Annotated in this window: 21 protein-coding genes and 2 pseudogenes; 13 read left to right on the top strand and 10 right to left on the bottom strand. The window is 68.9% G+C overall.

Annotated elements, in window-relative coordinates; all coding sequences use genetic code 11:
• Positions 1-82: 82 nt before the first annotated feature.
• The 5 genes from rpsO (at position 83) to FDZ84_RS04545 (ending at position 5,906) form a co-directional block, all read left to right on the top strand.
• Positions 83-352 (top strand): 30S ribosomal protein S15, encoded by a 270-nt coding sequence (gene rpsO / locus FDZ84_RS04565; protein ID WP_168584854.1) that lies wholly within the window; start codon positions 83-85, stop codon positions 350-352.
• Positions 353-601: 249 nt separating this feature from the next.
• Complete coding sequence (locus FDZ84_RS04560; RefSeq protein WP_168584853.1) at positions 602-2,839, top strand: polyribonucleotide nucleotidyltransferase; 2,238 nt, start codon at positions 602-604, stop codon at positions 2,837-2,839.
• 347 nt (positions 2,840-3,186) lie between these two features.
• On the top strand, positions 3,187-4,527 hold the full coding sequence (locus FDZ84_RS04555) for a pitrilysin family protein (RefSeq protein WP_168584852.1): 1,341 nt from the start codon (positions 3,187-3,189) through the stop codon (positions 4,525-4,527).
• 152 nt (positions 4,528-4,679) lie between these two features.
• The gene (gene dapB / locus FDZ84_RS04550; RefSeq protein WP_168584851.1) at positions 4,680-5,432 is read left to right on the top strand and encodes a 4-hydroxy-tetrahydrodipicolinate reductase; all 753 of its coding nucleotides are present in this window, start codon (positions 4,680-4,682) and stop codon (positions 5,430-5,432) included.
• A 21-nt stretch (positions 5,433-5,453) separates the two neighbouring features.
• Positions 5,454-5,906 carry a hypothetical protein gene (locus FDZ84_RS04545; RefSeq protein WP_168589804.1) on the top strand — a complete coding sequence of 151 codons (453 nt, stop codon included), beginning with the start codon at positions 5,454-5,456 and terminating at the stop codon, positions 5,904-5,906.
• 644 nt (positions 5,907-6,550) lie between these two features.
• Here FDZ84_RS04545 and FDZ84_RS04540 read toward each other — a convergent pair.
• Together FDZ84_RS04540 and FDZ84_RS04535 are read right to left on the bottom strand one after the other, a co-directional pair.
• Positions 6,551-7,042 (bottom strand): VTT domain-containing protein, encoded by a 492-nt coding sequence (locus FDZ84_RS04540; protein ID WP_210435426.1) that lies wholly within the window; start codon positions 7,040-7,042, stop codon positions 6,551-6,553.
• Between the two features lie 84 nt (positions 7,043-7,126).
• Positions 7,127-7,690 carry a GNAT family N-acetyltransferase gene (locus FDZ84_RS04535; RefSeq protein ID WP_168584850.1) on the bottom strand — a complete coding sequence of 188 codons (564 nt, stop codon included), beginning with the start codon at positions 7,688-7,690 and terminating at the stop codon, positions 7,127-7,129.
• A gap of 231 nt (positions 7,691-7,921) precedes the next feature.
• Here FDZ84_RS04535 and FDZ84_RS04530 point away from each other — a divergent pair, with 231 nt between their 5' ends.
• Both FDZ84_RS04530 and FDZ84_RS38555 read left to right on the top strand, forming a co-directional pair.
• A complete protein-coding gene (locus FDZ84_RS04530) occupies positions 7,922-9,139 on the top strand; it encodes a winged helix-turn-helix domain-containing protein (protein ID WP_168589802.1) in 1,218 nt (405 codons plus the stop codon).
• Positions 9,140-9,238: 99 nt separating this feature from the next.
• Positions 9,239-9,382, top strand: a pseudogene (locus FDZ84_RS38555) (NAD(P)-binding domain-containing protein); the annotation flags it as partial.
• Between the two features lie 519 nt (positions 9,383-9,901).
• Here the strand turns inward: FDZ84_RS38555 and FDZ84_RS04520 are convergent.
• Positions 9,902-10,903 (bottom strand): DUF4097 family beta strand repeat-containing protein, encoded by a 1,002-nt coding sequence (locus FDZ84_RS04520; protein WP_210435425.1) that lies wholly within the window; start codon positions 10,901-10,903, stop codon positions 9,902-9,904.
• 14 nt (positions 10,904-10,917) lie between these two features.
• Positions 10,918-11,481, bottom strand: a complete 564-nt coding sequence (locus FDZ84_RS04515; RefSeq protein WP_168584849.1) for a toxin-antitoxin system HicB family antitoxin — start codon at positions 11,479-11,481, stop codon at positions 10,918-10,920.
• Between the two features lie 164 nt (positions 11,482-11,645).
• Between FDZ84_RS04515 and thyX the strand changes: the two genes are divergently transcribed.
• From thyX to FDZ84_RS04485, 6 genes are all read left to right on the top strand, one after another.
• On the top strand, positions 11,646-12,398 hold the full coding sequence (thyX, locus tag FDZ84_RS04510; RefSeq protein ID WP_168584848.1) for an FAD-dependent thymidylate synthase: 753 nt from the start codon (positions 11,646-11,648) through the stop codon (positions 12,396-12,398).
• A 253-nt stretch (positions 12,399-12,651) separates the two neighbouring features.
• Positions 12,652-14,097 carry a serine/threonine-protein kinase gene (locus FDZ84_RS04505; RefSeq protein ID WP_168584847.1) on the top strand — a complete coding sequence of 482 codons (1,446 nt, stop codon included), beginning with the start codon at positions 12,652-12,654 and terminating at the stop codon, positions 14,095-14,097.
• Positions 14,098-14,141: 44 nt separating this feature from the next.
• The gene (locus FDZ84_RS04500; protein WP_168584846.1) at positions 14,142-14,768 is read left to right on the top strand and encodes a TIGR03085 family metal-binding protein; all 627 of its coding nucleotides are present in this window, start codon (positions 14,142-14,144) and stop codon (positions 14,766-14,768) included.
• A gap of 157 nt (positions 14,769-14,925) precedes the next feature.
• On the top strand, positions 14,926-15,858 hold the full coding sequence (gene dapA / locus FDZ84_RS04495) for a 4-hydroxy-tetrahydrodipicolinate synthase (protein WP_168584845.1): 933 nt from the start codon (positions 14,926-14,928) through the stop codon (positions 15,856-15,858).
• 7 nt (positions 15,859-15,865) lie between these two features.
• Positions 15,866-17,590 (top strand): ribonuclease J, encoded by a 1,725-nt coding sequence (locus FDZ84_RS04490; RefSeq protein ID WP_168584844.1) that lies wholly within the window; start codon positions 15,866-15,868, stop codon positions 17,588-17,590.
• Between the two features lie 226 nt (positions 17,591-17,816).
• A complete protein-coding gene (locus FDZ84_RS04485) occupies positions 17,817-18,056 on the top strand; it encodes a hypothetical protein (protein WP_210435424.1) in 240 nt (79 codons plus the stop codon).
• A 207-nt stretch (positions 18,057-18,263) separates the two neighbouring features.
• On the opposite strand, the gene FDZ84_RS04480 is transcribed toward FDZ84_RS04485, so the two are convergent.
• The 6 genes and pseudogenes from FDZ84_RS04480 to FDZ84_RS04455 form a co-directional block, all read right to left on the bottom strand.
• Positions 18,264-18,467 (bottom strand): DUF397 domain-containing protein, encoded by a 204-nt coding sequence (locus FDZ84_RS04480; RefSeq protein WP_168584843.1) that lies wholly within the window; start codon positions 18,465-18,467, stop codon positions 18,264-18,266.
• Positions 18,468-18,482: 15 nt separating this feature from the next.
• On the bottom strand, positions 18,483-19,343 hold the full coding sequence (locus FDZ84_RS04475) for a helix-turn-helix transcriptional regulator (RefSeq protein ID WP_168584842.1): 861 nt from the start codon (positions 19,341-19,343) through the stop codon (positions 18,483-18,485).
• 373 nt (positions 19,344-19,716) lie between these two features.
• Positions 19,717-20,508, bottom strand: a complete 792-nt coding sequence (locus FDZ84_RS04470; RefSeq protein ID WP_246868794.1) for an ESX secretion-associated protein EspG — start codon at positions 20,506-20,508, stop codon at positions 19,717-19,719.
• Positions 20,505-21,779, bottom strand: coding sequence for a hypothetical protein (locus tag FDZ84_RS40335; protein ID WP_210435423.1), 1,275 nt, complete (start codon positions 21,777-21,779; stop codon positions 20,505-20,507). Before FDZ84_RS40335 ends, FDZ84_RS04470 begins: the two co-directional genes overlap by 4 nt.
• A gap of 22 nt (positions 21,780-21,801) precedes the next feature.
• A pseudogene (locus tag FDZ84_RS04460) lies at positions 21,802-22,272 on the bottom strand (DUF3558 domain-containing protein); the annotation flags it as partial.
• 135 nt (positions 22,273-22,407) lie between these two features.
• On the bottom strand, positions 22,408-22,725 hold the full coding sequence (locus FDZ84_RS04455; protein WP_168584841.1) for a hypothetical protein: 318 nt from the start codon (positions 22,723-22,725) through the stop codon (positions 22,408-22,410).
• Positions 22,726-22,733 lie beyond the last annotated feature (8 nt).

The following is a 22,733-nucleotide window of genomic DNA, read 5'->3' as shown; positions in this document are numbered from 1 at the left end:
ATCCGGTCGACTGCGCGTCGACCCGCTACCCGACCGGCTGGTCTGGTTCAGCTGACACGGGACATCGAAGGAGAGTCAACTCGTGGCGTTGTCCACTGAAGACAAGAAGCAGATCCTAGCCGAGTACGGCCTGAAGGACGGCGACACCGGTTCGCCGGAGGCCCAGGTGGCCCTGCTGACCAAGCGGATCACCGGGCTGACCGAGCACCTCAAGCAGCACAAGCACGACCACCACTCGCGTCGTGGCCTGCTGCTGATGGTCGGCCGCCGCCGCCGGCTGCTCAACTACCTGACCAAGGTGGACATCGAACGCTACCGTTCGCTGATCCAGCGACTCGGTCTGCGTCGTTGACGAAAACCGGGGGGAGCGGCCAACGGGCCGCTCCCCCCGGTGCATGAAAGACGGACGGCGCCCGGCGCCGTCGCAACTGAAGAGCGCTCACGGTGGCACGCACCGGACAGGCGTCCGCCGGTCCTCGGTAGTGGCTGCCGGGCAAGTCGTCGCAACAGACGTTCCCGGGGGCTTCGATCGATGGCCGGCCTCGTCGGACCACGATCCGGATGCTCCTGCCGTGGGCCTCGTGAACCCGAGGAGTCAACCTTGACTGAACCCCAGATCGATGAGGGCGTGTACGAGGCGACCGCGGTGCTGGACAACGGCGCGTTCGGCACCCGGACCGTCCGGTTCGAGACTGGCCGACTGGCCAAGCAGGCCGCCGGCAGTGTCGTCGCCTACCTCGACGACGACACCATGCTGCTGTCCGCCACCACGGCCTCCAAGCAGCCGAAGGAGCACTTCGACTTCTTCCCGCTGACCGTCGACGTCGAAGAGCGGATGTACGCCGCGGGCCGCATCCCCGGCTCGTTCTTCCGCCGCGAGGGCCGCCCGTCCACCGATGCGATCCTGACCTGCCGGCTGATCGACCGGCCGCTGCGCCCGTCCTTCGTGGACGGCCTGCGCAACGAGGTCCAGGTCGTCGTCACGGTGATGAGCCTGGCGCCGGGCGACCTCTACGACGTGCTGGCGATCAACGCCGCGTCGGCGTCCACCCAGCTGTCCGGTCTGCCGTTCTCCGGCCCGATCGGCAGCACCCGGATGGCGCTGATCGACGGCCAGTGGGTGGCCTTCCCGACCCACGAACAGCTGGAGCGGGCCGTGTTCGACATGGTCGTCGCGGGCCGCATCGTCGGCGACGACGTGGCGATCATGATGGTCGAGGCCGAGGCCACCGATAAGACCGTCGCGCTGGTTGCCGGTGGTGCGCAGGCGCCGACCGAGGAGGTCGTCGCCGCCGGTCTGGAGGCCGCGAAGCCATTCATCCGGACCCTGTGCCAGGCGCAGCAGCAGCTCGCGCAGGCCGCGGCCAAGGCCATCCAGGAGTTCCCGGTGTTCCCGGCCTACGCCGAGGACGCCTTCACCGCCGTCGAGCAGGCCGTCTCCGGTGAGCTCGCCGAGGCGCTGAAGATCGCCGGCAAGCAGGAGCGGGAGAACCGCCTCGACGAGATCAAGGCCGCGGTGCTGGAGAAGGCCGGCACCGGCGAGGGCGGGCAGTTCGAGGGCCGCGAGAAGGAGATCGGCGCCGCGTTCCGGTCGCTGACCAAGAAGCTGGTGCGCCAGCGGATCATCCGCGACCAGGTCCGCATCGACGGCCGCGGGCTGACCGACATCCGCAGCCTGTCCGCCGAGGTCGGCGTGATCCCGCGGGCCCACGGCTCGGCGCTGTTCGAGCGCGGCGAGACCCAGATCCTGGGCGTCTCCACGCTGAACATGCTGCGTCTGGAGCAGACCATCGACTCGTTGTCCCCGGAGACGACGAAGCGGTACATGCACCACTACAACTTCCCGCCCTACTCGACCGGTGAGACCGGCCGGGTCGGCAGCCCGAAGCGGCGCGAGATCGGCCACGGTGCGCTGGCCGAGCGGGCGCTGATGCCGGTGCTGCCGTCGCGCGAGGAGTTCCCGTACGCGCTCCGGCAGGTCTCCGAGGCGCTGGGCTCCAACGGGTCCACCTCGATGGGCTCGGTTTGCGCCTCGACGCTGTCACTGCTCAACGCGGGCGTGCCGCTGAAGGCGCCGGTGGCCGGCATCGCGATGGGCCTGGTCTCCGACGAGGTCGACGGTCAGACCCACTACGTGGCGCTGACCGACATCCTCGGTGCCGAGGACGCCTTCGGCGACATGGACTTCAAGGTCGCCGGCACGAAGGACTTCGTGACCGCCCTGCAGTTGGACACCAAGCTCGACGGCATCCCGTCCGAGGTGCTGGCCCAGGCGCTCGGCCAGGCCCGCGACGCCCGGTTCACCATCCTCGAGGTGATGGCTGAGGCGATCGGCAAGCCCGACGAGATGAGCCCGCACGCCCCGCGGGTGACCTCCATCAGCATCCCGGTGGACAAGATCGGCGAGGTCATCGGCCCGAAGGGCAAGATGATCAACTCGATCACCGAGGAGACCGGCGCGGAGATCACCATCGAGGACGACGGCACGATCTACGTCGGCGCCGCCGACGGCCCGTCCGCGGAGGCCGCGATCGACAAGATCAACGCCATCGCGAACCCGCAGCTGCCGAAGGTCGGCGAGCGCTTCCTGGGCACCGTGGTCAAGACCGCGGCCTTCGGCGCGTTCGTCTCGCTGCTGCCGGGCAAGGACGGCCTGGTGCACATCTCCAAGCTGGGCAACGGCAAGCGCATCGGCAAGGTCGAGGACGTGGTGAACGTCGGCGACAAGCTGCGCGTGGAGATCGCCGACATCGACAGCCGCGGCAAGATCAGCCTGGTGCTGGTCAATGACGAGGCCGAGGGCGAGGCCAAGCCGGAGGCCGAGACCCCGGCGCAGTGATCTGAAAACGCACAGTTCGATGCGGCCCGTCCCGGACTCCCGGGGCGGGCCGTATCGTCTTGGGTGGTTTGGAACTCGTGCGGTTCAGGGGTGTGGCGACGTGTTCGACTTCGACGTTGGCGTCAGGCAAGCGGCGTCAGCCGCTTTCTGCCACGCACGCAACTGGCACCGCCGCGGGTTCTCAGGCTGTGCCCGCCCCGAAGGGCTCCGCTGGGAGGACCTGCCCCAGCGTGGCGTATTGGTCGGTCATGAGTCGGGGATTCCGGACCGAGGGGCGACGGTAACTCCCGCAGGGGCGCCGCTACCCGCACCGCTACGCAAAACGACCGCACACTTTTAAAAGGGACATGAAGCAGAAGCAGACACGCGCCGGGCACCTTCAGCGCCCCGGAACCACTCGAGTCCTCGGTCGAAACGGCGACGTCGCGGTGCGCCGCACGGTGCTGCCCGGCGGGCTGCGGGTCGTCACCGAACCCGTGCCGGGCGTGCGTTCGGCCTCCGTCGGGATCTGGGTCGCGGTGGGCTCGCGCGACGAGGGGCGGCCGCAGGCAGGCGCCGCGCACTACCTGGAGCACCTCCTGTTCAAGGGCACCGCCAAGCGCACTGCGGTGGACATCGCCCAGGAGATCGACGCGGTCGGCGGCGAGCTGAACGCGTTCACGTCCAAGGAGCACACCTGCTACTACGCGCACGTGCTGGACCGGGACCTGCCGCTGGCCATCGACATGCTCTGCGACGTGGTCTTCGACGCGCTGAACGCGAAGTCCGATGTGGACGTCGAGCGCAGCGTGGTCCTAGAGGAGATCGCGATGCGCGACGACGACCCCGAGGACCTGCTGCACGAACTGTTCACCTCGGCCGTGCTGGGCGACCACCCGCTAGGCCGCTCGGTGCTGGGCACCGAGGACTCAATCGCCAACATGACCCGGGCCCGGGTGCACGGCTTCTACCGGCGCAGCTACGAGATGCCGAAGATGGTCGTCGCCGCGGCCGGGAACGTCGACCACGGCCGCGTGCTGCGGCTGCTCCGCAAGGCGCTCGGCGACCGGCTGGACGGCGAGGTGCAGCCCGCTCCGCCGCGCATGGGCCGGGCCCGGTTGCCGAAGCAGCAGCCGCTGGCGCTGCAGACGGACGACACCGAGCAGGCGCATCTGCTGATGGGCTGCCGCGGCTTCAACCGCCATGACGAGCGCCGGTTCGCGCTCGGGGTGCTCAACGCGGCGCTGGGCGGCGGCATGAGCTCGCGGCTGTTCCAGGAGGTCCGCGAGCGACGGGGCCTGGCCTACTCGGTGTACTCGACCACCACCGCGTACTCCGACGCCGGGACGTTCTCGGTATACGCGGGCTGCACCCCGGACAGGCTCGGCGAGGTCGCGACGGTTATCCGCGGCGTGCTGGCCGGTGTCGCGGCCGACGGGTTGACCGAGGACGAGGTGGAGCGCGGCCGCGGGCAGCTGCGCGGCGGCCTGGTGCTCGGTCTGGAGGACAGCGCCTCGCGGATGAGCCGGATCGGCAAGACCGAGCTCAACTACGGCAGGCACTTCACGGTCGAGCAAACCCTGGAACGCATCGACGCGGTCACCGCGGCGGAGGTGGCGGAGCTGGCTGCCGAGCTCCTGCGGCGCCCGCTCACCACCACCATCGTCGGGCCGTACGACTCGCCGGCGGATCTGCCCGACGGGGTGTGACGTGGAGCGAACGGACCGTTTGCCTCGTCTAGCGGCGTGACCGGTCCGTTCGCTCCAGATCATCGGCGTGCGGTACCCGGACGCGGATTGTGCAGCTGAGCTGCATAGACTCCGAGGTGGCTTCGACGTCGAGGTGGGAAGGTAGTCGTCACGTGAACAGCCCGATCAAGGTCGGCGTGCTGGGGGCCCGCGGGCGGATGGGATCCGAGGCGGTTCGCGCCGTCGGAGAGGCCCTCGACACCGAGCTGGTTGCCGCGATCAACCGCGAGGACAGCCTGACCGGGCTGGTCAAGGGCGGCGCACAGGTCGCCGTCGATCTCACCCACCCCGACGCGGTCCTCGACAACATCCGGTTCTGCGTCGAGCACGGCATCCACGTGGTCGTCGGCACCAGCGGGCTCGGTGCCCCGGAACTGGACACCGTTCGCTCCTGGCTGGCCGACCGGCCGGAGGTCGGCGTGCTGGTCGCGCCGAACTTCGCGATCGGCGCGGTCCTGTCGATGCGGTTCGCCGAGCTGGCCGCGAAGTTCTTCGAGTCCGTGGAGATCGTTGAACTGCACCACCCGAAGAAGGCCGACGCCCCGTCGGGCACCGCCGCGCGCACCGCTGAGGTGATCGCGCAGGCGCGCGCCGAGGCGGGCCTGGGTGTGGCGCCGGATGCGACGACCAAGGAGCTCGACGGCGCCCGCGGCGCGGACGTCGACGGCGTCCGGGTGCACTCGGTGCGGATGACCGGTCTCGTCGCGCACCAGGAGGTGCTGTTCGGCACCGAGGGGGAGACCCTGACCATCAGACACGACTCCTACGACCGCCGCTCGTTCATGCCCGGGGTGCTGCTCTCCATCCGCGAGGTGGGCGCCCGGCCGGGCCTGACCGTCGGCCTCGACGCGCTGCTGGGGATCTGAGTGGCCGAGCGGCGCAAGCTGATGAACCCGCGGACGTCCGCGTTCGTGGTCGCGACCGTGCTGCTGGTGTACCTGGTGCTGATGGGCGGCCGCGCGGTCACCATGATCACCAGCGGGCAGCCGGTGTTCATCGCCCTCGGGGTGGCGGTTTTCGTGCTGCCGGTGCTCGGCGCCGTGCTGGTCGTCGACCAGTTGCGGTTCGGGGTGAGTACCGAGCGGCTTGCGCAGCGGCTCTACGATGAGGACGCCTTGCCGGACGTCTCGCACCTGCCGCGCCGCCCCTCCGGCCGCGTGGAGCGGGAGGCGGCCGACGCTTACTTCGACGAGAAGCAGGCTGAACTCGAAGCAGCGCCGCAGGATTGGCGCCGCTGGTTCGTACTGGCGCAGGCCTACGACCTGGCCGGTGACCGCAACCGCGGCCGCAAGGCGATGCGCCGCGCGATCGAACTCGAACGCGCGGAATCCGCCGAGTGACGCGGGTTTCGCTGCGCTGAAGGACTCGCGGGGCGTGCAGACCCCGCTACCCGGGTTCGCGCCCTCAGGCCGAAATGGACAAAGCGCTCGAACCTCTCTCGCTCGGTGTGGCATTTCTTTCTTCAGCGGAAGGTGGCTGGTCTCCGGAACGAAATGCGCGCAACGGCGGCAAAGTAGAGATGCCGTGTTAACCGCTCTACCGCTGTTCGGGTGAACGCGAACGCGTGCCGTGCTGCGCTTCCGACCGGGCCCAGCGAGCCAACACGGGTTCTCCCCGGTCCGATCGCAGACTGCCCACCGGCCTGGCCGCCGTTGCGCTGGCGGTCGGCGCGGTCACGCTAACCGTCCAGGATGCCTATGTGGATGTCGAAGTTTCGGGGCCAGTTTCGGCGCAATCCCGTGAAAGGCGCCGATGGCAAGGACTGCGCCGTCACCAACCGCGTGGTGAAAAGCGCGTAGGAGAAGTCGCAGTCCGACGGCAAGCGCAAGGAATGGCTGCTTGTCTGGGCCGGTGAGAGAACATCGCCGACACGGTGGTTCCGGACGTGCGGAACCTGCCGGGATCGTCGGGCGGTGGCCTCGGCAAGGTCGCGAATGCCGCGCCACGACCAGATTTCCCCGCGGTCATCGATCGGAGTCGGGGTTCACAGCCAACCGACGACGACGCCCGGAGCGATCGCGAGCGCGCCGAACCGGACGAAACGCCCGATGAAGCCCGTTATCACGAACATGGCCAGCGGGACCTTCGCCCAACCCGCGATCACCGCGATCGCGGCGAACGGCGGCAGGCTCGCGGCCGCGCTGATCAGCAACAGCGCGCCAGTCCACACCGGCCGCTGCTGGCAGTTCGACCGGAACTTCTCCAACCACTCGCGCCAGCGGCCCTTCTGCTCGCGCTCGCCGTCCTTGCGCCGGAACAGCCTGGGCAGCCGGATCGCGCCGCGCGCCGCGTAGAAGTGCAGCAGCTTTCCGGCGATCTGGCCAGCGGCGATGACCAGTGCCAACAGCCACCACGGGAGATCCGTGCCGTTGAGCACCAGCCCGATCGCGAACAGTTCGACGCTGATCAACGGGAGCAGCGCCGAGGCCACCGACACTCCGAAGGTGGTGGACAGCAAACCGATCACGGCCAGCACGATCGCTCCCAGCGCGCTTGAACCCCAGTTGGCGGAGAGACTAACAACCAGCGTTCGCCGGGAACGAGCGAGCGCCGCCCGAGTTCATCGATCCTCGAACTGCATTTCAATCGGGCCCGACAACCGCAACTCCCGCAACGGCCGTCCCCCGGCGTCCAACGTGCGTACCGTACCGTCCGGTGCCCAGCCCGCGCTGCGGAAGAACGCCATTGACGCGGTGTCGGCCTCCGGCACCCACGTGATGCCCCGCGTGGCACCGCCCTCGGCGAGCCGCTTCGCCATCGCGCCGAGCAGCCGCCCGGCGTGACCGCGTCGCCCCCAGCGCGGTTCCACCAGTAGCGCGCTGACCAGCGCGACCGTGGCCGCATCGGGCGGCGGAGTGCCGTTGGCCGCAGCCGCCTCGGCTTCCGGGGCGGGACCGGCCGCGCAGAACCCCACGATCCACTGGCCCTCCGTCGCGACCAGCACCGAGGCGGGCCCGCCAGTCAGGGTCTGGTGCCACTCCTGCTCGGTCGCCGCGCCGTCGAGCCCGTCCAGCACCTCCGCCGGCAACAACTCGCTGAAGGCGGTGCGCCACGTCGTCAGCTGGATACGAGCGATCTCCGCGGCATCGGACGGCACCGCTTCCCGCACGTCGGCATCGGCCATGGCGACAACCTAACGTGTCCGGCCGATCGCCCAACCGGCCGGTGGGACCCGTTCAGGAAGCCGCCCGCCTTCCGCAGGAGTTGCCGTGGTACGCCTCCGTGCCGGATCTGGGTGGGGCGAACGGCCTGTTCGATTCGATAGGGCGAGCGAATGGGCCGTTCGCTCCAACTACCGGGGCGTCGTTGCTCGGTGGTGATCCGGCTGTCGGGGATTGCTGGCACTATCTGCCGGATGCAGACCATGAGCCGCGACACCGCACGCCGACTCGCCGTCGCAGCCCAGGGCTTCGCCGACCCACCGCCGCGCGGCGAGGTGACACGCCGATACCTGCAGCGCGCTCTGGCCCGCACCAAACTGCTGCAGCTCGACTCGGTCAACGTGGCAGTCCGTGCCCACTACATGCCGCTGTTCAGCCGACTCGGCGGCTACGCACCGGAGCTCCTCGACGCGGCGGCCTGGTCGCACCGGGCGCGGCAACCGCGGCTGCTGGTCGAGTACTGGGCGCACGAAGCCTCGCTCATCCCGGTCGAGGACTGGCCGCTGCTGCGCTGGCGGATGCGGGACTTCGGCGGTGCCTGGCGGCAGCGGGGCCGCGAACTGCTGGAACGCTCGCCGCAGCTGGTCGACGACGTGCTGACCGCGGTCAAGGAACTCGGGCCGATCGGCGCGGGCAGCCTGGAACGCGAACTCGGCGGCGGTGAACGCCAGGGGCGCGGCCCCTGGTGGAACCGCACCGATACGAAACGGGCCTGTGAGCTGCTGTTCGCGATGGGCGAGCTGACCACCGGCACCCGGCGCGGCTTCGAACGGCTCTACGACCTACCCGAACGCGTGCTGCCCGCGCACGTGCTCGCGCACGAGCCGGAGGACGACGAAGCTATCCGCGCACTGGTGGAGCGTTCCGCGCACGCGCTCGGCGTCGCCACCGAACCGGAGCTGCGGGACTACTACCGGCTCTCGCCCGCGCAGTCCCAGCAGGCCGTGGCCGAGCTCGTCGAGGACGGCGTGCTGGAGCCGGTCGCGGTGCACGGCTGGCGGCAGCCCGCGTACCGCTACGCGGCGGCCCGCATCCCCAGGAAGATCACCGGCCGAGCGCTGCTCTGCCCGTTCGACCCGCTGATCTGGGAACGTTCCCGCGCCGAACGGCTTTTCGAGTTCCGCTACCGCATCGAGATCTACGTGCCCGAACCCAAACGGCAGTACGGCTACTACGTCTTCCCGTTCCTCCTAAACGGCGAACTGGTGGCCCGCGTCGACCTGAAGGCAGACCGGGCCACAGGCGTGCTCCGGGTACCCGGCGCGTTCCTCGAACCCGGCCGCGATGCGGGCGAGGTGGTGCCGGAACTGTCCGCCGCGCTGCGCGACATGGCGTCGTGGCTGGGCCTCGACGACGTTGCCATCGGCGGCAGGGGAGACCTGGCCAAGCCCCTCCGCGCGGCCAGCCGCTGACCGCGACCACGCTCGCGGCAGATCGATGACCGTGCGGGCGGCGGCCTCGTGAACGGTGCGTTCGGTACATAGTGGACGCGATCCGGTCACCAATTGTTGGTGAGCGGTCGCGGCCCGGCGAAGACGCGTGCGCTCGCGGAGCGGCTCGGGTCGTCGCCGCAGAGCGGAACCTTTGCGGAAGCCGTCGAGTTCGGCGATGTCGTCCTCGTCGCCGTGCTGCACTCAGCGGTCGCCGACGTCCTGTCCACCGCCGGAGCCGTGGACGAGGCCTTGCGCCGCAAGGTGTTGACCGACTGCACGAATGCGGTCGTTTCCGATCGCTTCGTCCTCGATCTTCCCGCTGGCACGTGGATGCCCGAACAGATCGCAGCCCAGGCAGTCGGGGCCCACGTCGTCAAGGCCTTCAACACCTGCCACGAGTCCGTTTGGCGTTTGACCTCACCGGCTTTCGACGGCCGACCGCTGATCGTTCCGCTGTGCGGGGACAACCCCGACGCGGTCGCAACCGTCCGGTCGTTGGCAACCGACATCGGCTGCGAACCCGCCGAGGGCGGTCGGCTTGAACGTGCGGCACTGCTGGGAAGCCACCACCGCGTTCCTGATCGGCCTGTGGTTCGGCGGCGTTCGACGCGCACGCGATGTTGCCTCCACACAAGTACGCCACCGGGGCCTGATCGGCCTCGATGCTCGGCCTCGCGGTGTCGCTGGGTCGGCTGGCTCCCGGCCGATCAAGCGACACCACTTCGGAGCAGACGCCCGGCCTCATGTAGCGGTTGTCAATACGGCATCACCTGTTCCTGTGCGGCCGAAGATCTGCAACTTCGGCTCCTTCTCGGGAGGTTCTTCGGACACCGCCAGGTCGCTGCTCGCGTTGCCGGTGGACGAGGTGAGGTCGACCTCCGCCGCGGTTCCGCGGTGAATCGACACCTGCAGCTCGCCGGAACCGGTGATCAGCTCGACCTGCCCGGCAGTTGCGTCCGCGACCGTCAGATCGCCGCTGCCCGAACGCACCATCACGTCGCCGGACACGGTGCCCAGCCAAACGTCGCCGCTGCCGGTGGCGACGGACGACGCCGCCTCGATCGCGCTGATCTCGACGTCGCCGCTGCCGCTGCGCGCGTGCACGCCGCCGGCCATCGTGCCGAGTCGTAGCTGGCCGGAACCGGTCCGGACCGTGGCCCGATCCGTGGCCCGCTCGACCCACACGGTGCCGGAACCGGCCTGGATACTGACCCGCCCGGCGGCGCCGGTCACGTGCACCTCGCCGGAGCTGGAATGCACACCCACCTCGGAGTCCAGCGGGGCGCGCACCTTGACCGCCAGCGGGATGCTGCGCAGCGGCGCGTTGGCCGGAGTTCGGACGGCGAGCCGGTTGCCGGTGAGGTCGATCCGCGTCCGCCGCACGGCCTCGGAGACCGGCTCCTGCGGCCCGCGACCGCGCTCGGCGTCGCCGCTGGTGCGGATCCCCGCCTCGCCGAACTGCTCGGTGACCCAGCTCAGCAGCCCGGTCAGGCCGCTGCGCCAGTCCGGCCCACTGGCGCCGGGATCATGCCGGACCTCGACGTGGGTGGTCGCGGTTTCGGCCAACTCGACCACGACAGGCCCCAGGCTGTTGCCGATGTCGATGCGGATCGGCCCGCCGGTGTCGAAGTCCTGGCTGCGCACCAGTTCGGCCAACCGCTCCTCGGCGCCCGGCCGCTCCCCGGCGCCCGCCCGGTCCTCGGGTTCTGCCGGGCCGTTGCCCGTTGTCTCGTCGTTCGCCATCGCGATACCTCCTCTCAGCCTTCAACCCATCCGCGCACTCGCGAGCCGGGTTCGCCGCGCCACCGCCCGCGCGGGCCGCCGCCGGGCGGTCCCCACGGTCGGCCGCGCCCGTGCCCGGGGTGGTCCCACGGGCCGCGCGGACGCCCGGTGTGCAGCGCGCCCTGGACCGCCTGGGCGACCCAGGTGTTCAGCGACACGCCCTGGCTCGATGCGGCCTGTTCGGCCTGCGTCTTTATCTCTTCCAGCAGGCGCAGCGTGATGCGGCTTATATCGCCGCTCTCGCCGCTCGGCGGGGGTGGCGGTGGCTCCGCTTCGTCGTCCATCGTGGGTGGCGTGGTGCCGCCGCTGACCACCACCCTGACGTCGCGGCCGTCGAGGCGGATGTCGACGACCTGGCCGTCCAGCTGGGTAGTCACCTCCGCTGCCAGGTCGGACAGTGCGTTCATGATCGCCAGCCGCGCGGCCGGCTCGATCGCGCCGGACAGCGCCGCCGCGGTCTGCCGGGTCTGCTCGTCGCCGGCGGAGGCCGCGGAGGTCAGGTCCTCGCGAAGCTGTTCGATGTAAGGGCTCAGATCCATGACACCACTATGACGGCATGGATGGCGTCATGCAATGACCCGATGGTGTCAACTGGCGTCATGGGATCTTGTCGGGTCCGCCGGTTACGCTCGATGCACACATTGGGGAGTCGTTCGCGGCAGTCGCCGACCGCCGTGCAGAGCAGGAAAGGGGCCCGCCCGTCGTGACCGAGATCGTGCGGCCGAAAGTGCAGCTGATCGGCAAGACCGAGTTCTTCCCGCCGGAGGACGTGGACTGGTCGACCGACGCCGACGGCGGGCAGGCGCTGGCCGAGTTCGCCGGTCGCGCGTGCTACCAGTCGTGGCGCAAGCCCAACCCGGCCACCGCCACCAACGCCGGCTACCTGCGGCACATCCTCGAGGTCGGACACCTGTCCGTGCTGGAGCACGGCTCCGTGTCCTTCTACCTGTCCGGGATGTCCCGCTCGCTGACCCACGAGCTGATCCGGCACCGGCACTTCTCCTACTCGCAGCTGTCCCAGCGGTACGTGCCGGAGCGCAACGCCGCGATGGTCGAGCCGGACGTCATCGCCCAGGACCCGGAGCTGCACGAGAAGTTTGTGGCGGCCGCCGAGGCCAGCGTCGCCGCCTACACCGATCTGCTCGCCGCGCTGGAGGAGAAGTTCGCCGACGAGCCGAAGGCGACGCTGCGCCGCAAGCAGGCGCGGCAGGCGGCCCGCGCGGTGCTGCCCAACGCAACCGAGACCCGGATCGTGGTGACTGGCAACTACCGGGCGTGGCGGCACTTCGTCGCGATGCGCGCGTCCGAGCAGGCCGACGTCGAGATCCGCGCCCTCGCCATCGAGTGCCTCCGCCAACTGCAGAAGGCCGTGCCGAACGTGTTCAGCGACTTCGAGATCACCACGCTGAAGGACGGCACCGAAGTCGCCTCCAGCCCGTTCGTCACCGAGGGCTGAAGCTGCGCGAACGCGGGCTTCCGCCGAACCCGGCCAAGGGTTCCGGAAGCCCGCGTTCTGCTGTCCGGGGCCGCGGCAGATCCGCGGGTGGCACCGCCACCCGGCCGGCTCGCACGGCTTCTCCGCGGCCGGGAACCGATCGTTCGGCAGCACAGTCCAAGGGCCGGTCGGAATCGTCTGATTGGATGATCGGCGATGTAGGGACGTGTGCGCTGCGTGGTTGCGCGCGGGGACTTCGGTGGAGGACGGCGCAGTGGTGGAGCAGGTCGGACCGCGGCAGCAGGCTCGGGTGATCGGTGGTCGCTACCAGGTCGTCCAAGAGCTCGGGCGCGGTGGCATGGGGATCGTGTGGCGGGCCTGGGACCAGGTTATCGGCCGAGAGGTGGCGATCAAGGAGCTGCACCTGCCCGACGGCGTGCCGCTGGCCGAACGGGAGGTCTTCGAGGCGCGCGTGCTCCGCGAGGCGCGCACCGCGGGGCGGCTGAACGACCCCGCGGTGGTCACGGTGCACGACGTGCTGGCCGAGTCCGGCACTACCTACATCGTGATGGAGCTCGTGCAGGCGGTCACGCTCAGCGACTACATCGTCCGGTGGGGTCCGCTGCGCCCCGAGCAGGCCGCGGACTTGGCGCGCAAGGTGCTGTCCGCGTTGGAGGCTGCGCACGCGGCGGGAATCGTGCACCGCGACGTCAAGCCCAGCAACATCATGGTGGCCGACGGGCGGGTCAAGCTGACCGACTTCGGGATCGCTCAAACCCTGGACGATCCGCGGCTGACCACCAGCGGCGCGATCGTCGGCTCGCCGTCGTTCATGGCGCCGGAGCGCATCAAGGGCGCCGACGCGTCCCCGGCCAGCGACCTGTGGTCGCTCGGCGCGACGCTGTTCTTCGCGGTCGAGGGCTGGGTGCCGTTCGAACGGCAGACGACAGCAGCCACGCTGCACGCGGTGCTCAACGAGATGCCCCAGCTGTCGCGCCCCCACGGCGTGATCGGTTCGGTGATCACCGGGCTGCTGATCGGCGACCCGCGGGCGCGGTTCACCGGCCCGCAGGTCCGGGCGCTGCTGGACAGCGCGCCCGCCAACGGTGCGCCGGAGCCGACCACCCACCCGGTCGGGCCGCCCACCCGGGTCGCCCAGGGGGCGTCGCAGCAGAAGCGGTCCAAGCGCCCGTGGCTCATCGCTGCGGCCGTCGTCGCTGTCGTGCTGTTCGTCGCCGGCGTCCTGATCGGACGGTTCGCGCTGGTCGGTGGCGGTACGCCGACCGCTATGGATTCGACCCTGGTGTTCGGCAAGGGCGGCGACGTCGACGAATTCGACCCGGACGGCAAGGACTGCGGCATCGGGAAGATCACCCCGGGCAAGGCTGTCAACAACACGACGTCCTGCTCCGACCCGCACGACTTCGAGTTCTACGCGTCGGGAGCGGCGTTCAGCTCCTCCAGCTACGACACGGCCTATCCCGGGGAGGCCGCGCTGACCGCATACGGCGAGGGCTACTGCTCGATGTACTTCGCGTCGGACAAGGTCGTCACGCCGGGCAAGCAGACCACGTTGCGCTACATCACGCTCGTCCCCTCGGCGCAGTCCTGGAACGCGCACCGGCAGGCTGAAGGCGACCGCAAGGTGGGTTCGCAGCAGATCTACTGCGCCCTTTACAGCGCGTCCGGCGACAAGCTGCAGGCGTCCGCGACGAAATGATCGGTTGCGTCACCGCGCCGATCGGCGGTGGCTAGAGTGGTCGTATGGGTGTGGCCAGCGATGAACGCCAGCAGTTGTGCGACCTGTTCGAGCAGGTCGGCCCCGACGCGCCGACGCTGTGCGAAGGGTGGACCACCAAGGACCTCGCGGTGCACCTCGTGGTGCGCGAGCGGCGTCCGGACGCGGTGGCAGGCAAGTTCGTGAAAGCGCTCGTCAATCGCAGCGAGCGGATCCAGAACGAACTGCGCGCGCTGTCCTGGCCGGAGCTGGTCGACCAGATCCGGCAGGGCCCGCCGAAGTGGAACCCGCTCAGCTTCGGCGGAGTGGACGAGGCGGTGAACGCCGCCGAGTACTACGTGCACCACGAGGACGTCCGCCGTGCGCAGCCGGGCTGGCAGCCGCGCCCGTCCGACCCGGTGCGCGAGGAAGGGCTCTGGAAGTCGCTGACCCGGGTGGCGAAGATGTTCTACGGGCGCAGCCCGGTGGGCGTGGTGCTGCGACGCCCGGACGGCACCGAGATCGCGGCCAAGCGCGGTCCGCGCACGGTGCGGTTCAGCGGCGAGCCCAGCGAGCTGATCCTGCACGCCTTCAGCCGCCGTGCGGCGAAGGTCACCGTCGAGGGCAACGAGGCCGACGTGCTCGCGGTCGAGGACTTGCGCCGTTCGTTCTAGGGATCTCTTAAGGGCGCGCCGGAAACTCGCTCGCGTGATGCTCGCACGCCAGGAAGAAACACGGCGTTCCGGGGCTTCGGACGCCGGGTTTCCGGGATCTGGTTCGAGGTCCGTCCGGTGGCTCTGAACGGAGAACTCACCAGGTAGCGTCAGGGCCATGACCGTCTGTCCCACCGCCATTCCGGGCCGCCCGTTCGGCCGCGTCCTGACCGCCATGGTCACGCCGTTCGACGAAGGCGGAAAGCTTGACCTGAAGCTGGCGCAGGAGCTCGCCACGTATTTGGTCGACAGCGTCGGCAATGATGGGTTGGTCGTCAACGGCACCACCGGTGAGAGCCCCACGACCAGCGACCACGAGAAGGAGCAGCTGCTGCACGCCGTGGTCGAGGCGGTGGGTGACCGCGCGACCGTGGTGGCCGGCGCGGGCACCAACAACACCGAGCACTCGGTCGAACTGGCCCAGGCCGCGGAGCGGGCCGGTGCGCACGGCCTGCTGGTCGTGACGCCGTACTACTCGCGCCCGCCGCAGGAGGGGCTGTTCCAGCACTTCTGGACGGTCGCCGACGCCACCGAGCTGCCGGTGATGCTCTACGACATCCCGCCGCGCTCCATCGTGCCGATCCAGGTCGACACCCTGAAGCGGCTGGCCGAGCACCCGCGGATCAAGGCGGTCAAGGACTCCAAGCACGACCTGCTCGCCGGCAGCGAGGTGCTGGCGAGCACGGACCTCGCGTACTACTCGGGCGAGGACCCGCTGAACCTGCCCTGGTTGTCGGTCGGCGCGGTCGGGTTCGTCAGCGTGATCGGCCACGTGGTGGGGGACCGGCTGCGCAAGATGCTGGACGCCTACGAGGCGGGCGACGTAGCGGGCGCCAAGGAGGTCCACAATGGACTCCTGCCGGTGTACCGGTCGATGAACTTCGTCGGCGGCGTCATCTTCTCCAAGACGGCGCTGCGGCTCTGCGGCTACGAGACCGGCCAGCCGCGGCTGCCGCTGCCGGCCGCCACCGAGGAGCAGGTTCGGTTGATCACCACCGACCTGTGGGATGCTGGCCTGGTACTGGTCAATCCGGACGCCGCACAGAGGTGAACCAGCGTTGAGCGCAAAGGCGACAGCCACTGAGTACCACCCGGTGACGCCGACATCATCGGCCCCACCCCCACCGTTGGCCGACGGTGGGCTGCGCGTCGTGGCGCTCGGCGGCATCGGCGAGGTCGGCCGGAACATGACCGTGTTCGAGCACGAGGGCCGGTTGCTGATCGTCGACTGCGGCGTGCTGTTCCCCGAGGACGACGCCCCCGGCGTGGACCTGATCCTGCCGGACTTCGCCGCGATCGAGAACCGGCTCGACGACATCGACGCGCTCGTGCTCACGCACGGGCACGAGGACCACATCGGGGCGGTGCCGTTCTTGCTGCGGCTGCGGCCGGACCTGCCGGTGGTGGGGTCGAAGTTCACCCTCGCCCTGCTCGCCGCGAAGTGCCGCGAACACCGGCTCGACCCGGTGCTGGTCGAAGTTTCCGAGGGGCAGCGCAGCCAGCACGGCGGCTTCGAGCTGGAGTTCTTCGCGGTCAACCACTCCATCCCGGACGCGCTGGCGGTCGCCATCCGAACCCCGGCCGGGATCGTGCTGCACACCGGTGACATCAAGCTCGACCAGCTGCCGCTGGACAACCGGCTCACCGACCTCGCCGGGTTCTCCCGGCTCGGCGACGAGGGCGTGGACCTGTTCCTGGTCGACTCCACGAACGCCGAGGTGCCCGGGTTCGTCACGCCCGAACGCGAGATTGGCCCGGTGCTGGACCGGGTCATCGGCAAGGCGACCCAGCGGGTGATCGTGGCCTGCTTCGCCAGCCACGTGCACCGCGTGCAGCAGGTGCTGGAGGTCGCCGAGACGCACGGCCGCAAGGTGTGCTTCGTCGGCCGGTCGATGGTGCGCAACATGGGCATCGCGACCGATCTGGGCATGCTGAACGTGCCCGACGGGCTGCTGGTGGACCTCGACGAGGCGCTGTCGATGCCGGAGCACATGGTCGCGTTCGTCTCCACCGGTTCGCAGGGCGAGCCGCTGTCGGCCCTGTCGCGGATGGCGCGCGGCGAGCACAAGCAGATCCGGATCCGAGCCGGAGACACCGTCGTGCTGGCGAGTTCGCTGATCCCCGGCAACGAGACCGCGGTTTTCAGCGTGGTCAACGGCCTGGTCCGGTTGGGTGCCAACGTGGTGCACCAGGGCCACGCGAAGGTGCACGTGTCCGGTCACGCCTCGGCCGGTGAGCTGCTGTACCTCTACAACGCGGTGCGGCCGAGCAACGTGATGCCGGTGCACGGCGAGTGGCGGCACCTGCGGGCGAACGCCGAGCTGGCGCGGCTGACCGGGGTCCCGGCGGATCGCGTGGTGATCGCCGAGGACGGGGTCGTGGTGGATCTGCTGGACGGTATCGCCTCGGTCGCCGGTCGAGTCGAGGTGGGGCACGTCTACGTGGACGGCCTGTCGGTCGGCGACGTGGGCGAGTCCACGCTCTCGGACCGGCTGGTGCTGGGCGAGGGCGGGTTCATCGCGATCACGGTCGCCGTCGAGGCGTCGACCGGCCGGGCGGTGTCCTCCCCGACGATCTCCGGTCGCGGTTTCTCCGACGACCCGAAGGCGCTGAACGATGTGGTGCCGCTGGTGGAGATGGAGCTGGCCCGCACCGAGGCGGAGGGCATCACCGACACTCACCGGATCGCCCAGGCCGTGCGCCGGGTGGTGGGTCGCTGGGTGGCCGAGACCTACCGGCGGCGGCCGATGATCGTGCCGAACGTGCTCCCGGTCGGGTCCTGATCTACCGCCCGCTCGGGTGGCTTGTTGGTCCGTTTTGCCGGGCACATTCGATCACTGTCAGGTGTCGTGATCTCCACGGGGTGATCTGAGAGACCCGTTGGGAGCACACGGCAGGCTTGATCGGGACCTCGCTGCAAGGGTTGGTGGCACCGGTCCGGAGCGCATCCACCCTGAAGGGGAGCCCTTCGGACCTGCGGAATCACCACACAGGAGATTGGGGTCAGAAGTGCGTACTTCCGCTCGACTCTTCGGCGCCGCCGCCGCTGCGGCCGCGATGCTGGCTGTCGGTTCCCCGGCGTTCGCCGACAGCTACGGCAACGACGGGATCAACGTCCTGAACGACAACAACACCAGCGTGTTGCCGATTCAGCTGTGCGGCAACAACATCGGCGTGCTCGCCATCGTGGCGCCGATCGCGTCCCCGCAGATCAACAACTGCGTCAACGCGCCGATCCTGGACCACTGACGGCGAAGACCTCACGTCAACTGCGAAGAAGGGCCGACCTCCCCTGGGAAGTCGGCCCTTCTGCTTGTTTCGCCCGGTAAGGGGTAGACGACGACGATTCGCAAAGTTCTTGGGAACGGGACTCAGGGGGCGTTGGAGCTGGGGCTGTGAGGTCGTGAGTGCGTAACCGGGCTCCAGTCCGGTTACGCACTCACGACCCTTGGGGCCTCAGCCGTGGTGTCCTGCCTTGACGTGGGTCAGGAACCCTGACCAGGCGGCGTTGCCGAAGACGAGCGTGCCGCCGTCCCTGTCCTTGGTGTCACGCACGCCAACGACGCCAGGAACCATTGCCACCTCGACACATTCGTTCTGTGTCGCGCTGTAGCTGCTCTTGGACCACGCCGCATTCGTCAGGACACGTCGTTCGATCATGGTGCGACCTCGCGTTCACTCCGAGTACTGCTTACGCACCGATCGTATGACGCTGAGGGACTTCTTTGGGGAGAGTGCGGCTGCCTGAAGCTGGTTCCACACCCTTGCGTAGGCTGACACGGCATCCTTGTCGTCCAGGTAGCGGGCATCGTCGAGGCATTCGACGTAGACGAACTCCAGGTCGGCCGCGATTCCGTTGGAAGGGATGCGCAGCATCGTGAAGTTGTAGGAAACCCCGCCAGGTGGTGTCTCGGCGTCGAACGGCAGGACTTGGAGATTGACGTTCTGCTGCACCGCAATCTCTGACAGGTGGTCGAGCTGCTCGCGCATGGTCCACACCGTGCCGACCTGCCGCCGCAAACAGGATTCCGACAGGATGAACGATGCCGTCGTCGGTTTCGCGCGGGTGAGGATGGCCTGTCGTTCCAGACGTGCTGCGACGTTGGCGTCGATGTCTTCGCTTTCGCGTCGGGCCGATGCCGTGTCCATGGCCCGGATGTACGCCTCGGTTTGGAGGATGCCCGGGATGATCTCGCCCTGCACCTGGCGGATGTCGTCGGCGTCGGTCTCAAGGTCGACGTACATGCGGAACCAATCGGGAAACACGGAGCGGTAGTTGCCCCAGCGTCCCCGGCTGCTACGGATTCGCGCCAACTCGAACATCCACTGCATCTCGCCCGGATCGACGTCGTAGAACTCCAGCAGTAGCTTCAGATCGCCCTTGCTGACTCCGCCCTGGCCGAGCTCCAGGCGACTGATTTTGCCGATGCCACAGTCCAAAGCCTCGGCGGCTTCGGCCTGCTCACGGCCTGTCTTCAGACGCAGGTGGCGCAGTTCGTTGCCGAGTTGAAGCCGTCGCACGGTGGGAGTTGTCATCGATCGCCTCCGGTTCGGGGTCCGTTGCCGTTAAGTGTTCCGCATCTCGCGCCCACAAGAACATCACCCGATTCGGCAATTCCATAATCTGCGATCGCAGGTTTAAGTTGAGATCACGATCAACTGGGAGATCGAGCATGGAAATGAGTTCACATTTCGAGCCACAGTCCGCCGTGTTGTTGGTGCTTATGGCGTTGGTGGCGGTGTTGCCTTGGGTGTTGGTCGCGAGGGAGCTTGCGGCGGTGCGGGCTTGGCCGACCCCGTCGCCGGTCACCCCTATGGTCTCGTGAGCGTTTTAAGGCGCGATGGCACCCAAAAACACTCACGGGCCCATCGCGTCAGACCCGGGCTGCGGTCCTGGTGAGCAACTTGATCATCTCGTCGATCGTGGCGACCAGCTTGCGCCCGTCGGCTGGGGCGAGGGTGTACCACTCGCGTCCGTCGCGGCCGGGCTTCGCTGGGCCAGGTAGCAGCCCGCTTCGGTGGTGAAGAACTGGAGGTTGAACGGCAGTGTGCGAGTCCGGCGGACCTGCTGGTCGTAGGCGCGGACGGTGAAAAGGCCGTCCATCGTCCGCTTCGCGGTGAAGGCATGGGCGAGCGTTTTGGCGTCGTTGCCGCGGATTCCGTTGAAACTCAAGGCCGACGACAGGCTCGTCTCGCCGGCGCCCATCCGCTTGCCGCGATCCAGTTGCTCGTACGGCACCGACACCGAGATGCCTTCGGCGGCGGCGACCCGGCCAAGCAGGTTGACCGCATTGCCCGCCGGGCCGCCGTGTTCATGGCGCTTAATGCGGATGTCCCGCAGGTCGTCCTGCGAATCGCCGTCGGCTTGATACGCCTGGACGGTGCTGCGGCCGTGTTCGACGAGCACCGCGTTGAAGCTTTCGCCGTCCTGGGAATTGACCGAGACTGCGACTGCCAGTGGTGGGCGGGCCAGCAGATGGATCGCGTCTTCCAGGAACGGGTGCAGGTCGTCGTCATCGAAAAGGCCCTGCCGGGCCAGTTGCCGCCGTCCGAGCTCGGCTGCTTCGCGGCGGTCCTGCGCGGTGGCTTTCGTTGGCAACCAGCCCACCCGCAGCAGTGGGTGCAGTTGCAGGTCGAAACGAGTGCACAGGTAGTTCGCCGCAGCGGGAGGCAGGCTGATCTCACGCCCAGCCACGGTCACCGTTCCTCGTTGGACCAGTCACCGAAGACAGGTGGCGCGGTCCGCTCCATGTCGTTGGTGAAGATGTCGTCGTCCTCCAGCAGCCAACTCGGGCGCTCGTGCTCCCGGTCCTCCTCGCCCTGCGGCTTCCCGTGGCCAGCGCCACCGGCACCCGGCGCGCCCGTACCGCCGCGCGCCCCGGCGCCTGCAGCAGCGGAGCCACCAGCACCTGTGCCAGAGCCGAGACCGCCGACACCCGCGCGTCCACCGGCGCCGAGCTGGCCGCCGACGCCTGGGCTGAGGGCGCGACCCATGCCACCACCGCGCATCCCGGCACCACCCGGGCCGCCGCCCGGCGACGGAGCCCAACGGCCGTTGTAGGGGTTCTGCCGCTCCCATGCGCCGGTCTGCGGATTCTGCCGGAACAGTGTGCCGTCCGGGCCGCGCATCACGCCGGGCGGCAGGGTGGAGGGCTGACCGGGCAGCGGCGTCGCCCACGACGGAGCGGTGCTCGCCGGCGGTGTGAACGGCGGAGACGACGGCGGAACGTAGGAAGGGGCGTGCGGCGTCGGCGTTGTCCACGACGACGAGGTGCCGGAGGGAGTGGCCGAAGTGGACAGTCCGCTGGTGTGGCTGCTGGGTGTGCTGTGGTTCGACGAGTACCCGCTCGGGGTCTGTGTTGGCGGCTGCTGGTCCTGCCGCGGGGGAGGCGGCGGCTGGTCGGCGGGCTGGAACTCCGGCATCCGCGCAATGACGCCCTCGGTCTGGGCGCTGTAGCGCTCCATGGCGGCGTTGGCCCGCTGGTTGGTGTCGATGTAGGCCTGCTGGCGGTCCTCGTAGTCGCTCATCCACCCGGTGATGGGGTTGGAGTCCAGGCCCCAGTCCTCAACCCACCCCTTCTGCGGCGGATCGAGAACCGCCTCCTGCCCACTCGGCAACCTGTCGCCCTGCCGGGGAAGCGACTGGAACGCCTCCCGCTGGTAGGTGATCTGCTCCTCCAGCGCGGTCTTCACGCCTCGCGACGTGTTGGCTGCGGCCTCGGCGAAGGGCTTGATCTCGGCGATCGATGCATTCGCCGCGTCGGCGGCCCGGCCGTGGTGCGCGGCTTCGGCCGCGCGCAGCGCGTCCTCGATTTCGGTGAGGACCTGGTCGAAGTCTTGGGCGACTTCGTCCCACTTGCCGATGCCGTGGTCGAGCGGTGCGCGCAGGTCGGCGGCTTCGGAATGGCCGCCCATCTGTTTGCGGTACTCCTTGGCCGTGCTGACGTAGCACGGCTCGAGCATGTCGCCCATGTGTCGTCTCCCCAGACTTCAGTCACTTCGCTGCGGGCAGGGTGGGAATGGATGCTTCGAGTGCCCTTTGGGCGAGGCCGCAGGCGTCGGCGTGGCTGGCGTCACGGCTGAAGGCACGGAGCATCGTGTTCTCGGACGTGGCTAGGTAGATATCGCACCAGCCGTCTTGCGCGGGGTCGCCTTGATTGGCTCGTGCTGCCGGGTAGCCCGCGATGGTCAGCTCCTGGAAGTCGCTGAACGTGGACCGGTTGTCGTAGATTTGCTGGATCGACATGCCCTTGGTCGGTTCCAGACTGACCGAGTTCTTGTCGTCCAGAGTCCGCCAAGCACAACCAGGGCCGTCTTTGGGATCGCCGGGTTTGCCTTCTGGCTTGAATCCGAGTGAGGTTGCGGCGTCTGCGGGCAGCAGGTTGCAGGGGGCGACGCCAAACGGGTCCTTGGGATTGTCGATCTTGGGTCCCGCAGCCTGTGTCGGCTGGGCACTCTGTGTTGCCGTTCCGGTGCTAGTGCTGTGCTAGTGCCGCCGTGGGAGCAGGCCGCGAGTGCCACGCTTGCCACGATGCCGGTCATGATCACTCCGCTGCGTTTGAACAGGTTCGTCTTTGTCATCACGCTTTGATCATGCCTCTCACTGGACCCGGCTTGCATCGCTGGCCGCGGTGTCATCGTTCCGCTGGTATTCCCTGATCGTCGCCTCGTAGGCGGCGATCTTCGCTCCGAGCTTGTCGTTGAGCTCGTCCGCGGCTATACGCAGGGATCCCTTGTCGCCTGTCGCGCGGTCCTGAAACGTCTGCCGGGCGTTGTTCGTGTAGGTGTCGTTCGCCGTCAGCTCGCCAGGCGATACCTTTGCGGCTCTTCTGACTATCGCTTCGACCCTTTCCCGGGCGCCCTTGAGCTTGTCGATCGCGGCTTGCAGCGCCTCAGGATCAACGCCGTACCCTGCCATGTCTACGG

The organism is Saccharopolyspora sp. ASAGF58 (genome assembly GCF_012277335.1).
GTDB classification, from domain to species: Bacteria; Actinomycetota; Actinomycetes; order Mycobacteriales; family Pseudonocardiaceae; genus Saccharopolyspora; species Saccharopolyspora hattusasensis.
The sequence above is the reverse complement of the archived record's forward strand: the minus strand, read 5'-3'. Positions and strand labels throughout refer to the sequence as shown.